This window comes from Methylophaga thalassica MP (assembly GCF_000214595.1).
Lineage (GTDB): Bacteria > Pseudomonadota > Gammaproteobacteria > Nitrosococcales > Methylophagaceae > Methylophaga > Methylophaga thalassica.
In genome coordinates this window covers 376,512-389,400 of record NZ_AFIG01000003.1, presented here as the reverse complement: position 1 = coordinate 389,400, position 12,889 = coordinate 376,512, and the positions used below count along the sequence as shown (strand labels likewise).

The 12,889-nt window shown below is 44.8% G+C and carries 14 protein-coding genes; 3 read left to right on the top strand and 11 right to left on the bottom strand.

Going from position 1 to position 12,889, the window contains the following annotated elements:
- Nucleotides 1-22: 22 nt before the first annotated feature.
- From MAMP_RS13430 to trxA, 6 genes are all read right to left on the bottom strand, one after another.
- The gene (locus tag MAMP_RS13430; protein WP_007146627.1) at nt 23-892 is read right to left on the bottom strand and encodes an EamA family transporter; all 870 of its coding nucleotides are present in this window, start codon (nt 890-892) and stop codon (nt 23-25) included.
- A gap of 2 nt (nt 893-894) precedes the next feature.
- Nucleotides 895-1,404, bottom strand: coding sequence for a DUF411 domain-containing protein (locus MAMP_RS13425; RefSeq protein WP_007146626.1), 510 nt, complete (start codon nt 1,402-1,404; stop codon nt 895-897).
- A complete protein-coding gene (locus MAMP_RS13420; RefSeq protein ID WP_007146625.1) occupies nt 1,405-1,656 on the bottom strand; it encodes a hypothetical protein in 252 nt (83 codons plus the stop codon). It abuts the gene before it with no gap.
- Entirely contained in the window at nt 1,653-2,762 is a 1,110-nt protein-coding gene (locus MAMP_RS13415) for a TRAP transporter substrate-binding protein (RefSeq protein ID WP_007146624.1), read from the bottom strand. The genes MAMP_RS13420 and MAMP_RS13415 overlap by 4 nt, the downstream gene beginning before the upstream one ends.
- Nucleotides 2,763-2,777: 15 nt before the next feature.
- A complete protein-coding gene (gene uvrD / locus MAMP_RS13410) occupies nt 2,778-4,946 on the bottom strand; it encodes a DNA helicase II (protein WP_040576676.1) in 2,169 nt (722 codons plus the stop codon).
- Nucleotides 4,947-5,125: 179 nt separating this feature from the next.
- The gene (trxA, locus tag MAMP_RS13405) at nt 5,126-5,452 is read right to left on the bottom strand and encodes a thioredoxin TrxA (RefSeq protein WP_007146622.1); all 327 of its coding nucleotides are present in this window, start codon (nt 5,450-5,452) and stop codon (nt 5,126-5,128) included.
- A 98-nt stretch (nt 5,453-5,550) separates the two neighbouring features.
- Between trxA and rhlB the strand changes: the two genes are divergently transcribed.
- Genes rhlB through MAMP_RS13390 form a run of 3 tightly spaced genes read left to right on the top strand, consistent with a single transcriptional unit; the run spans nt 5,551 to nt 7,862 of the window.
- Nucleotides 5,551-6,855, top strand: coding sequence for an ATP-dependent RNA helicase RhlB (gene rhlB / locus MAMP_RS13400; RefSeq protein ID WP_007146621.1), 1,305 nt, complete (start codon nt 5,551-5,553; stop codon nt 6,853-6,855).
- Nucleotides 6,839-7,183 (top strand): hypothetical protein, encoded by a 345-nt coding sequence (locus MAMP_RS13395; protein WP_007146620.1) that lies wholly within the window; start codon nt 6,839-6,841, stop codon nt 7,181-7,183. Before rhlB ends, MAMP_RS13395 begins: the two co-directional genes overlap by 17 nt.
- Nucleotides 7,170-7,862: a hypothetical protein gene (locus MAMP_RS13390; RefSeq protein ID WP_007146619.1), complete on the top strand. Its 693-nt coding sequence runs from the start codon at nt 7,170-7,172 to the stop codon at nt 7,860-7,862. The genes MAMP_RS13395 and MAMP_RS13390 overlap by 14 nt, the downstream gene beginning before the upstream one ends.
- Here the strand turns inward: MAMP_RS13390 and MAMP_RS13385 are convergent.
- From MAMP_RS13385 to MAMP_RS13365, 5 genes are all read right to left on the bottom strand, one after another.
- Nucleotides 7,855-8,448, bottom strand: coding sequence for a DUF502 domain-containing protein (locus MAMP_RS13385; protein ID WP_007146618.1), 594 nt, complete (start codon nt 8,446-8,448; stop codon nt 7,855-7,857). The genes MAMP_RS13390 and MAMP_RS13385 overlap by 8 nt on opposite strands.
- Nucleotides 8,449-8,515: 67 nt before the next feature.
- On the bottom strand, nt 8,516-9,730 hold the full coding sequence (locus tag MAMP_RS13380) for a UbiH/UbiF/VisC/COQ6 family ubiquinone biosynthesis hydroxylase (RefSeq protein ID WP_007146617.1): 1,215 nt from the start codon (nt 9,728-9,730) through the stop codon (nt 8,516-8,518).
- Nucleotides 9,727-10,911: a 2-octaprenyl-6-methoxyphenyl hydroxylase gene (gene ubiH / locus MAMP_RS13375; RefSeq protein WP_319946205.1), complete on the bottom strand. Its 1,185-nt coding sequence runs from the start codon at nt 10,909-10,911 to the stop codon at nt 9,727-9,729. The genes MAMP_RS13380 and ubiH overlap by 4 nt, the downstream gene beginning before the upstream one ends.
- 25 nt (nt 10,912-10,936) lie before the next feature.
- Nucleotides 10,937-12,247: a Xaa-Pro aminopeptidase gene (gene pepP / locus MAMP_RS13370; protein ID WP_007146615.1), complete on the bottom strand. Its 1,311-nt coding sequence runs from the start codon at nt 12,245-12,247 to the stop codon at nt 10,937-10,939.
- Complete coding sequence (locus MAMP_RS13365; RefSeq protein WP_007146614.1) at nt 12,247-12,795, bottom strand: UPF0149 family protein; 549 nt, start codon at nt 12,793-12,795, stop codon at nt 12,247-12,249. Before MAMP_RS13365 ends, pepP begins: the two co-directional genes overlap by 1 nt.
- Nucleotides 12,796-12,889: the final 94 nt, after the last annotated feature.

Below are 12,889 nucleotides of genomic sequence, written 5' to 3'. Positions count from 1 at the left end.
AACAGGCGACGCCTGATCTCGCTCAAGCGTTTAACACCAGTAAGCTGCCAGCAACCATCACCAGGCAGGCTGATAGACGCCGCCATATATATTGTTCATTAAAAATACGGTAGCCCAAGAAAACCTGTAACACCATACTTAACTGAAATAATGCCAGAGAATAAGCGACGAATAGTTGTGAAAATACCAGCATTGTCATGTATTGCATCAGAAAGATCAGACAACCCAGATAAATAAACGACTGAATATTTGCCTGTGCTTTTGTCATATTTTCTTGCAGCTTGCCTTTGATGAAAAACCATTGGGTCATGGCAGCCAGTGGTAGTCCCAATAGACACCAGAAGACAGTTGTCGCTAAAGCGCCACCATTAACCACTGCTGTTTTAAGTGGCAGGGTGCCGATAGAAAAAAGCAGAATAGATAAAAAACGGTATTGCACACCCTTATCTTTCAATAAGGTCCATATACGGCTCTGTTGAGCTGTTTTAGCTGGAAATAAAAAATAACTACCGGCAACGATGACAGCGACACCAAAGAAACCTTGCAGGTTTGGTATTTCACCAATAAAGATCATTGCCAAAATCATTGAAACAACGACTTTATAGGCATTCAATGGGCCAAATACAGATAAATCAGTTTTTGACAATGAGATCACCAGATACACCGTACCTGCCATGTCGAGTAAAGCGGCAAAAAAAATGTTGATCCAGAACGTGGCCGTCAGCGAAAACGGATCAAATAAGAACAGTAATGGCAGACAAATTACAGCCAGAACAATGTAAGCACTAAACACAATAAACAGTGAGTCAAAACCACGGTGAGTCAGCTGCTTTTGAAAAACATTAGAAAATGCCGAGAACAGTAACCTGCTCAGCACAACGAGCACTTCCATCGTTATTCCTCGGTTGTGCTGGCCTGATATTGGTGATTCTTATCAACTTGGTATGTTGTAAAAATAGAATATTGCTGTGCTTGATTAAATTCGATAACAGCAAAGTTATCTTTACGCAGTCCCATTTCCATTCCGGGTGTACCGACAGGCATTTGTGGGACGGCAAGTCCGGTGATATCCGGCTTTTGGGTTAATAAGCGCATAATGTCTTCTGCTGGTACATGGCCTTCAATAGCATAACCGTCTACCAAGGCAGTGTGGCAGGAGTGCATCGCACTGGGCACACCGAGCTTCTCTTTTATGGCATCAAGATTGTGTGTTGGTTGATCAATAACATGAAAACCGTGATCTTCCAGGTAAGTCATCCATTTGTGGCAGCATTGGCAATCAGGGTTACGGTAAACCTTGATATCAATCGGTTTATCCACTTGGACATCTGAGGCAGCCCACTCTGAGTCGGCAAATACAGACAAACTGATCAAACAAAAGACGATAAAAAGGACATTTTTCATTTATAAATATTCAACATAGATTTCATTGTCACGACTATTTTTTTCTACGTGACTTAAGGCATTTAATACCGCTTTCTCATTGCCTGCATCAACCTGTTCGGGTAGAAAATAACAATCACAACCTGCAGCGATAAACCCAGACAATTTATCATTTTCTTGTAGACCAGGATTCAGCCAGAGTGTGGTTTTCTCTGCTTTTATCTCTGCAGCGGCTTCTGCTAAGCCTTCAGCGGTAAAGATCAAAAAAATCATTGTGCCGGTTCAATATTAAGATAGCTACGCTCAGAGATTTCAGACCAGGCAGCATCTTTCTTACGAAATGCCTGATATGCCTGATACACACGTTTAAACTTAGGATTTTTCGCCGCTTCTTCGGCTAATGTCTCTTCAGATAAGGTTTTTAAACGTTGTAAAACATCATCAGGAAATGGTGCAATGGTGATGTCATCGCGGGCTTTTAAAATCTGTAATGCCTCGGCATTTTTGTGTTCCATTTCTGACAACATAGTCAGGTTTTCTGCTTGTGCGGCATTAGTGACGATTGCCTGTAGATCTGCCGGTAAGCTATTCCAAGCACGTTCATTGACGGTTAATTCGAGTACGGTGCCCGGTTCATGCCAGCCCGGATAATAATAATGCTGTGCAGCACGGTAAAGGCCTAAACGCTCATCATGGTATGGGCCAATCCACTCAGTGGCATCAATGGTATTACGTTCAAGCGCACTATAAACTTCGCTACCGGCTAATAAAACAGGGTTACCGCCGGCTTTCGCTAATACTTTGCCGCCTAAGCCCGGAATACGCATTTTTAGACCTTGCAGGTCATCAACTGAGTTGATTTCTTTATTAAACCAACCACCCATCTGAACACCCGTATTACCAAGTGGGAAGGGGATGACATGAAACGGTTTATAGATTTCACGCCATAATTGGAGACCGCCGCCATCGTATAGCCATGAATTCATACCTAAAGCTGTCATACCAAAAGGCACGGTAGAAAAGAACTGGGCTTCAGGCACCTTACCAGCCCAGTAATAGGCACTGCCATGACCCATTTCAACTGTACCTTGTGACACGGCTTCAAATACTTGTAATGCAGGAATAAGTTCGCCACCCGCATAGACTTTGATTTCCAGGCGACCATTGGACATCGCTTTGATATTGGCGGCAAAACGTTCAGCCCCCTCTTGTAAAACAGGGAAGCCTGGTGGCCATGTCGTGACCATTTTCCAGCGGTAGGTCTTATTGTTCGATGTATTATCAGTGACGGACTGAGATTGATCACTCTGTCCACATGAGGTCAACATCAGGGCGAGAAAACCCACAATGAATGAACGTGATAAACATGATGCCAACATAGATAATATCCCTGATTAAAGTATGTCTAATTTAGCATAAGCAAGTACCAACCACTTACTTCCTGCATGCTTAAAGTTGACTTGTACCCGTGCATTTTTACCTGAACCTTCAGTATCTACCACAACACCGGGGCCAAATTTTTGATGATGTACATGTTGTCCGGTTTTGATGCCGGTTTCATTTAATGTCTGACTTTCCCGACCTCGAACACCATTGATGCTTGGGCTAATGTGATTATTGCGAGCACGAACTTCTTCTGTACAGCTGCTGGGTAATTCGCTCAAAAAACGGGAAGGCCGTTGCATCATTTCCTGCCCGTAAAGAAAGCGCGATTCTGTGAATAGCAGATATAACGTCTTTCTGGCACGTGTCATACCGACGTAGCAAAGACGTCTTTCTTCAGCGAGTCGAACCGGATCATCACTGGATTTCTGTCCAGGGAAAAGGCCTTCTTCCATTCCCACCATAAAGACGATAGGAAACTCCAGACCTTTAGCCGAATGAAGCGTCATTAACTGCACACAGTCTTCCCAGCGATCGGCCTGATTCTCACCTGCCTCCAGTGCGGCATGGGCAAGAAACGCATCCAGATCGGACATATCTTCAGCTTCTTCAGGCTTGTGAAACTGTTTGGTGGCGGAGATTAATTCCTCTAGATTGTCTAGCCGGCCCTGACCTTTTTCAGTTTTATCTTTCGCATAATGGGCTTTTAAACCACTTTCATCGATAACCAGTTGGGTGATTTCGTTTAAAGACATCACACCTTCTTGCTCAGGCGTTAGCGAATCAATCAAGGTGAGAAAAGCCGCTAATGCATTGCCAGCACGGGCAGCGAAAGTTTTAGCATTCAGCATTTCAATAGCGCTATGCCACATGGAAATACCGCGCTCACGGGCATATTGACGCAATTGTGTCAGCGTGGCCGCCCCTATGCCTCGGGTCGGGGTGTTAACGATACGTTCGAAGGCGGCATCGTCGAGACGATTTGATACCAGCCGTAAATAAGAAAGCACATCCTTGATTTCGGCTCGCTCGAAGAAGCGTAAGCCACCATAAACCCGATAGGGCATGGCTGCTTGTAATAAGGCTTCCTCAATGACACGTGATTGGGCGTTGGAGCGATACAGCACGGCAGCATCACTGCGTTTACCGCCATTTTCAACCCATTTGCGGATTTGTTCTACCAGATAAGAAGCTTCATCGCGCTCGTTATAAGCGTTGTAAATCTGGATGAGATCACCATCATCATCTTCAGTCCAGAGTTCTTTGCCTAAACGCTCACTATTATTGGCGATAACCGCATTCGCCGCTTTGAGAATATTCCCTGTGGAACGATAGTTTTGTTCCAGACGGATGGTGCTGGCACCTTGGTAGTCTTTATCAAACTGTTGGATATTTTCAATGCGAGCACCACGCCAACCGTATATCGATTGGTCATCATCACCGACGATGAAAAGGTGTCCGCTACTGCCAGCTAACATACGTAACCAGGCATATTGCAGGGTATTGGTATCCTGAAATTCGTCGACTAAAATTTGTTTAAACCGCTGCTGATATTGCGCCAGAATATCGGGACGTTTTAACCACAGTTCATGGCTTCTGAGTAATATTTCACCAAAATCAATCACACCAGCGCGCTGACAGGCCTGTTCGTAGGCACTATAAATCGCCAGCATATTTTTTGAATAAGGATCATGGCCGGCTTGAATGTCTTTAGCTCTGAGACCTTCGTCCTTCTGAGCATTGATGTACCACTGAGCCTGTTTGGGTGGCCACTGGGCTTCATCAAGTTCCATGGCTCGGATGATGCGTTTTAACATACGCAGTTGGTCATCACTATCAAGAATCTGAAAGTTCTGTGGCAGTTCTGCCTCTTTCCAGTGAGATCGGAGTAAACGATGTGCCAGACCATGGAATGTGCCTACCCACATTCCGCCGGGTGGATAGCCCAGAATGTCTTCAATTCGACCACGCATTTCAGCAGCAGCTTTGTTGGTAAAGGTAACAGCAAGAATATTGCCCGCCGAGAAACCTTCAGCCTGAATCAGCCAGGCGATACGATGAACTAATACACGCGTTTTACCACTGCCGGCACCCGCTAATATTCTGGCGTGGCCCAACGGAGCAGCAACGGCTTCACGTTGTGGTTTATTTAGGTCATTTAAAAGTTCTGAGACATCCATTTTGTGATCATATAGTTCAGGCATAAAGAAACCAGCGCATTATCAGATGTGACTGAATGTACTGGTCGAGGGTGGTCATGCATTACCAGCCAGGCGGGGGGCTGATGAATAGCCGGCATAACTCACAAGCTTAAAAAGCAAACTCCCCGCTGAGGATATCCGGCGGGGAGTTCATTTTTTTAAATATTGCTGTCTAAGAACGCAGCCAATTGTGATTTCGTTAAAGCACCCACTTTTGTTGCTTCCACTTCACCATCTTTAAATAGCATCAATGTTGGGATACCACGGATACCGTAACGTGGTGGAGTGTCCTGGTTTTCGTCAATATTCAGTTTGCAAACTTTCAATTTACCAGCGTACTCGGTCGCGATTTCATCCAATACAGGGGCGATCATTTTGCATGGACCACACCATTCAGCCCAGTAATCGACCAACACAGGCAGGTCAGACTGTAGTACTTGGCTATCAAAGTCGCCATCGGTCACGTGGGTGACGTTTTCGCTCATGTTTTATCTCCAGTGGTATATAAAGTATCGTGGGTCTATACTCCCATACGATATAGCCTAACATTTTTTCCTATCATAAAAGGTAATGCAAGTATTCTATGAGTGCACATCTAACCGAGCAGGCCTTCTCATCCTTGCCACTCCACGCTTCACTAAAAGCCGGGCTGGCACAGGCCGGATTCGAATTTTGCACGCCGATCCAAGCATCTGCGCTGCCACTATTATTATCCGGGCGCGATGTCGCTGGTCAGGCACAGACAGGAACAGGAAAAACCATCGCTTTTTTACTGGCGACTTTCCAGTGTTTACTTGAAAAAGCCCCTGCGGAAAACTGGGATGGAAAACAACCCAGAGCACTAATCCTGGCGCCAACCCGCGAATTAGCCATTCAGATAGCCAAGGATGCGGAAAAACTGAATGTGGAATCAAATTTACGCATAGGCATCGCTCATGGTGGTAAAGATTACCAACGTCAGCGAGATATGATTACTGGTGGTCTGGATATTTTGATTGGTACACCCGGACGCTTGCTGGATTATCAGAAACAGCATGTTTTCAGTTTAAAATTTATTGATGTGGTGGTGCTGGATGAAGCGGATCGGATGTTTGATCTTGGCTTTATTAAAGATGTGCGTTATTTCCTGCGCCGCATTCCCAAACCCGAACAACGTTTAGGCATGTTGTTTTCCGCCACCTTGAGTTACAAAGTCAGTGAACTCGCCTATGAACATATGAATAACCCGGAAAAGGTTCAGGTTGAGCCTGAAAAAATGATGGGCGATCGTATTGAAGAATGGGTGTATTACCCGGCGAATGATGAAAAGATTCCATTATTACTTGCGTTGATTGCTCGGTTAAACCCAGAGCGAGGCATTATTTTTGTGAATACCAAACAAGCTGCTGAAGTAGTTTGGGGCTATTTAGAAGGAAATGGGTACAAAGCTTCATTACTTTCTGGCGATGTACCGCAAAAAAAACGCGAGCGTCTGTTACAGCATTTTCAGGATGGTGAGTTTCCTTTTCTTGTCGCTACCGATGTCGCTGCGCGAGGCCTGCATATTCCTGCAGTCAGTCACGTGTTTAATTATGACTTACCTCAAGATGTGGAAGATTATGTGCACAGAACAGGCCGTACAGCCCGTGCCGGCGCTAGTGGTGTCGCCATTAGTTTAGCTTGCGAAGAATATGTGTTTTCATTACCGGATATTGAGGCTTATATTAAGCATAAATTACCCTTGGCTTCGACGTCTGATGAACACTTGGAAACACCAAAACCGCGGGTAAAAAGAGAAAAAGAAGCGATACCGCAGCGAAAAAGACATGACGTGAATAAACCAGAAAAACCCAGACGCAGGCGTAACAAGCCGAGAAATGGCGTAAATTCACATGCAGATAAACAATAACAGACAAGCTAATTTCTATCCGCTGGTTCCCGCTGAATCACGCAATAGCTCACGTTTACCTGTTACTTTTGATTCTGCTGTTGAAACCAGTTTAACGCTGATTGATAAAGAACAAGCCGATACCTCCAATATTGTTACCCCTGTGGTATCTGCTCAAGATAGCCAACAAGCACAGTTTATTCGTTATTTTATTAGCACTGAAAGTGAATCGTCTCAGTCTGAACAAAAATCGACAGTGTTACCAAAAACAGTGCAGCAGTATTTGTATATTGAGAATTTAGATAACACCAAGCCATCAGGAGGGCAAATAGTGGATGAGATGGTTTAGTGTTTTATTGCTTGTCTGCTTTTTAGTGGGGTGCGCGACAAGCGGAAATAACGGACAGTCTGAGCCTGGCGTTTCTCGACTGGCTAAGAGCGATATAGATGAGGTGATAGAAGTTCACCAGCAAGCTGTTATGGCTCAGCTCAAAAGGTTGATGTTTAAGCTTTATAAACGTAATCCAAATCTGCGCCATGACAGGGATGTCAGAACCATAAAAGAGAGTGTAGAGAGAACATTCTCCAGACAGGTCGACTTTATCTATCCCGAATGGGCCATCATCAGAAAACCCACCGATATTATACGACTTGCGTTGGATGAACGCTTTCAGGGAGATCGTGTACTGGCCTATATTATCGGCTTAAGAAAAATGCTGATGGCGTCTTACGATAATCATAGCGAGTTTTTTTATCTGACTTCTATCGATCAGCAAAAACTATACAACAGTGCGCGTAACATCGAAATTGCTGCCTGGTTACTGGCAAAAAAACGTGACTCTGAGGGTAATTTACTCATGCTCAGTGACAGCCTTTCAGGGGAAGTACGTAATTTAAGCTATCAGCGTATATTTGGAAAAATGATAGCGACACAAGATAATCTTGCTCAAATCATAGCCCAGAAAAATGGCCGTATTATCAAGACTTTTGTCGTCAGGGCGGCCACATTAGCTTTCCTGCCTATTTAGGTTTTGTATGACCCGCGACACCAGCGGTTAATACAAAACGCATCGCCTGTTCCATTGTCATATCAACAGGTTTCAACAATCGTCTTGGCATAATGACTGGGTAACCACCGATGTTGTAACTCATCGGAAAATAGACCAGCACGCGTTCTTCATCATCTTGTGTCGGTAAATGTTCGGCATTATCCAGTGTAATAAAACCAATCATTTCCATACCATTATCGAGTTTGACGGCGACAACTTGTTGAAACTCTGTTTCTCGACCGGGGGTGAAGTAATGGAAAAAGTCATGCATGCTGCCATATATCGATTTGATAACAGGTAAGTGATAAAGCAGACTTTCTGCAAATTTGAATAAGCGTTTGAAAACATAGAGCCGCATCATGATGCCGAGTGAAAAAATCAAGGCAATGGCAGCGAGAAATCCCATGCCAGGCCAATACATATAATCAGGCAGAATAAACTTGATGACGTGACTTAATGCTTGTTCAGTTGAGGAAATAACCCAGTAAATCAGATAGAGCGTTATGGTGATAGGCAGTATTGTGATAAGGCCGGTCAGAAACTGACGGGTAAGAAATCGAAACATACATGGCTCCGTGGAGTAGGGTAAGTCATCAAAAAAAACAGACAGGTCTGTCAGCCTGATTTTTCAACTAGTGATGATCATGAAGGCGTTGAGCTAATTTGGGAGTGGCAAAGGATCGACTTGCCGCTTGCTGCATAAACAGGTTTTTTAGTAAACGGCTTTTATTGACCTGGCGTAAAGCCAATTGACGTAACCATTTTACTGGGGTCAGAGAGTTAGTGAATACACGCTTAAACATATCCATACTCATTTGCATCAGCAGATTATCCGCATGTCGTTGTCGCTGATATTTTTGTAATGTATGTAACTGGCCGATGTCCCGGCCTTGCTGGGCTGCAGCAATAATGACTTCAGCCAAGGTTGCCGCATCTAGTAGACCAATATTAACGCCTTGGCCAGCCAGTGGATGAATTGTATGAGCAGCATCACCGACAAGAACTAAACCTGGTTTGATATAGGTGTCAGCATGGCGTAACTGTAAAGGGAAAGCATTGCGATGACTGATTTTTGTGACTTTACCAAGACGTTCTTCAAAAGCGATATTGAGCTCGTTGATAAACTCATCATCAGGCAGTGCCAATAAATGATCGGCATTGTCAGAGCTCAAAGTCCAGACGATAGAACACTGGTGACTATCTGCGAGAGGCAGGAAAGCAAGAGGGCCTTCCGGTAAAAAGCGTTGCCATGCCGTCTGTTGATGTGAGGCTGTTGTAGTGACGTTGCATACCAAGCCTTTTTGTTGATACGTCCAGCCTTTTGTTTCAATGTCAGCGAACGCTTTTATGGCGGAATGTGCGCCATCAGCAGCGATGATCAGTTTCGTTTTCAGTGTACGATCATTGTCGAGATGAAGGTGCTGGTGTTCAATAGCGATCGGTTTTGCCGGTGTAATCACATCAATATTGGGCTGCTGCTGACATAAAGAGAAACTGGTTTGCTGCAGTTGTCTGTTTTCGATAATGTGGCCGAGGTTAGCTGCCCCCATATCCGCACTATTAAAATGTAGTTCACTGCCTGCCGTTTCCCAGACTTTCATATCAGAAAATGCGGATAACCGGGACGGCGGTATCAATGACCAGATCTTAAGAGCTTTTAAAATATTCTCACTGCCCTTGGTTAAGGCGCTAACCCGGATATCGAAAGGGGCATCTTCAGCTAAAGTTTCAAATGTCTGCGCTTCAATCAGGGCAATACTAAAGTCACTGTGGCGCGATAATGCTAAGGCCAGACAAGAGCCAACCATACCGCCACCGACAATCGCAATGTCATATTCTTGTTTCATCTTAGTGGAACACCTCTGGCTAATTTTGGCTGTGCCTGCGCCAAGCCCATACTTTTTGTGGCAAGCCAGTGTTTCATCACTGGCATGGCGTCAACTAATGTCAGGCCTGCGCCTCGCAGATGACCCAAAACAGGGATATTGTTACTGAATAATTTGACCAAATGATCAGTGGATTTGACCACTTGATTCTGGTCTTGTTGGCGTTGTTCCTGATAGTTTTTCAGTAGTTCTGCATCACCGCAGTCTTTTGCGTTAAACAGATGTTCTGCTAATACGGCAACATCACGCAGTCCGAGGTTAAACCCTTGTCCGGCAATCGGATGCAGACTGTGAGCAGCATTACCAATAAATACGATCCTTGGCTGAACAGGCATATCCGCTTGCATCAGAATTAAGGGATGGCTATTTCGCTGGCCTACACGAGTAAAACGACCGGCACGATAGCCAAACTCGCTCTGTAATCGTTCCAGAAACGCATGCTCTGGCATGGCCAGCAGCGCCTCTTTCTCACCTGCCTTAACAGTCCATACCAGACTACTCCGTTTGTCAGTCATTGGTAACAAAGCCATAGGACCAGAGGCTGTGAAACGTTCGTATGCCCATCCCTGATGAGGTTTATCCGTAGATATATTGGCCGTGACAGCAACCTGATTGTAATCTTGTTCCCACGCCCCTAATTTCAGGTAATGGCGGATAGTGGAATTGCGGCCATCAGCGGCGACAATCAATTTTGTCTCTAATACTGCTCCATCACCCAAGGTGACCTTAACTTTATCAGTCTCAGTTAATACACTCGTCACCATGGCAGGGCAGAATAATGTCAGATTACTAAGTTTCAGTAATTGGCGGTTAAGACTGTGACCTAAATGTCTGGCAGTGATAACTTGCCCTAAAGCAGGCACTTGTTCTTGTTCAGCAGATAAGCGGGTAACGCCGAATCGGCCGCGTTCAGACACATGAATATGATGAATGGGGCTGGCATGCTGAGCAATGTGAGACCAGATACCCATGGTGTCAAATATGCGCTGTGAGCCATAACTAAGCGCAATACCACGATCATCGTAACTGGGTTGTGAATCAGTCTCTAATGATTTGGCTTCAATAAGTCCAATTTTTAACTGGCTATTTTTTAACGCGATAGCAAGGCTGGCTCCTGCCATGCCACCCCCTACAATGAGCACATCAAATACGCCGTGATTCACGTTTTTATATTGCCTCCGCCATTAAAGCTTCAATTTCATCAATTTCTTTGGGTGCCGCCTCTGTTAATACTTCACAGCCGTCCTTTGTTACCAACACATCATCTTCTATACGAATGCCGGTGAAGTGCCATTTTTTATCAACATGAGCCTGATCACGTATGTACAGACCGGGTTCAACAGTCAAGACCATGCCCGGTTCAAGCAGTCGCCATTCGCCACCCACTTTATAATCGCCGACATCATGAACGTCCATACCTAACCAATGACCGGTACGATGCATATAAAATTCGCGATAGGCGGCGTCTTCAATAAGCTGAGCGACATCGCCTTTCAGAATACCCAGATCAACCAAGCCTTGTGTCAGCACTTCTACCGCCACTTCGTGAGGCTGATTCCAATGATTGCCAGGTTTGACGGCCGCTATAGCCGCTTTTTGCGCATCTAATACCACCTGGTATAAGGCCGCCTGAGCTGGGCTGAATTTGCCATTAACAGGGAACGTCCGGGTGATGTCACCTGCGTAACATTCATACTCTGCACCAGCGTCTATTAATAACAAGTCGTTATTTTTCAGTTTGGCGTTATTTTCGATGTAGTGAAGGATGCAGCCATTTTCACCACCACCGACGATAGAAGGGTAAGCCGGAGAACGGCAGCCATGTTTCATAAATTCATGAATAATCTCGGCTTCGACTTCATATTCCCATTTGCCTGGTTTAGTAAATTGCATTGCACGAATATGCGCTTGAACAGAGGCTTTTGCCGCCTGTTTCATCGCTTTGATTTCCTGACTGCTTTTGAATAAGCGAAGCTCATTGAGGCAATGCTCTAACTCAATAATTTCAGTCGGTGAATGTTTTCCTGAGCGAGAGGCCTGTCGTAGGTGGTTTAACCAAGACACCATATGCTGGTCAAAGCTGGGTTGGTTTCCCATCGTGTAATAGACTTTTTCTTTGTCTTCCAGCAGGCCCGGTAAAATATCATCGAGATCGCTGATAGGGTAGGAATCGTCCGCACCAAAGTTATTTATGGCGCCATCCTGACCAGCACGGTAACCATCCCAGATTTCCTTGTCCAAATCACGTTCACGGCAAAACAAGATATATTCACCATGTTCTCGGCCTGGAATCAGCACAAGCACTGATTCAGGTTCATCAAAACCGGTAAGGTAATGAAAATTACTGTCACTACGGTAAGGGTAGTCAACGTCACGGTTACGGTTGGCGACGGGAGCATTCGGTAGCACGGCTATCGTGTCAGGCCCCATAATATCCATCAGGTGTTGACGGCGTTTGGCGAATTCTTTCTTTTGCATTAGTGTTCGGTAGCTTCGTCTGTAGGATCGGCAGGTTGTAACTCTCCATATAATAAAAAGAGTCCCATGCGGATGTATTCAACTAACTCTTCAAAGTTAGCACGTTCTTCTTCTGTATCTTCCACGTTTTCAAAGTTTACCTGGCTGATTTTGATCACATCGGTGACGTATTCCTGACAATCATCAGATAACTCGGTCTCATTAGTCATACCTGATGTACCGAGGCCATAGACTAGTCCCTGACACCAATCAGCCATCGCAGATAAACGCGAAACTATCGGAGCATTATCATCCGGAAGTTCAATCTGAAAATCGAAGTCGAGGCTGTTTAATGACTGAATGGTCTCGTCAAATAAATGTGTTAAATCTTGTTTTTCTTCTTCGGCTGGCGAAAAGTCTTCAAACAGCCGTACATACCAGTTTTTTCGATCAGCTAATGCATCCATACACAGCAAACCGCATAATGCGCCCTGGAGTTCTGCCAGGCTTGCCGGGCCATCACCTGTCTGATTATCGGGAGATAAGGATGGAAAATAGAGTTGTGACATAAAGTTAAAACCTGAATAATGACTAAAAAGATATCTTGTTCAATGTGATGCATTGGAACACAAATTGTTCCTATTATGACAGTTGTTGACCGAG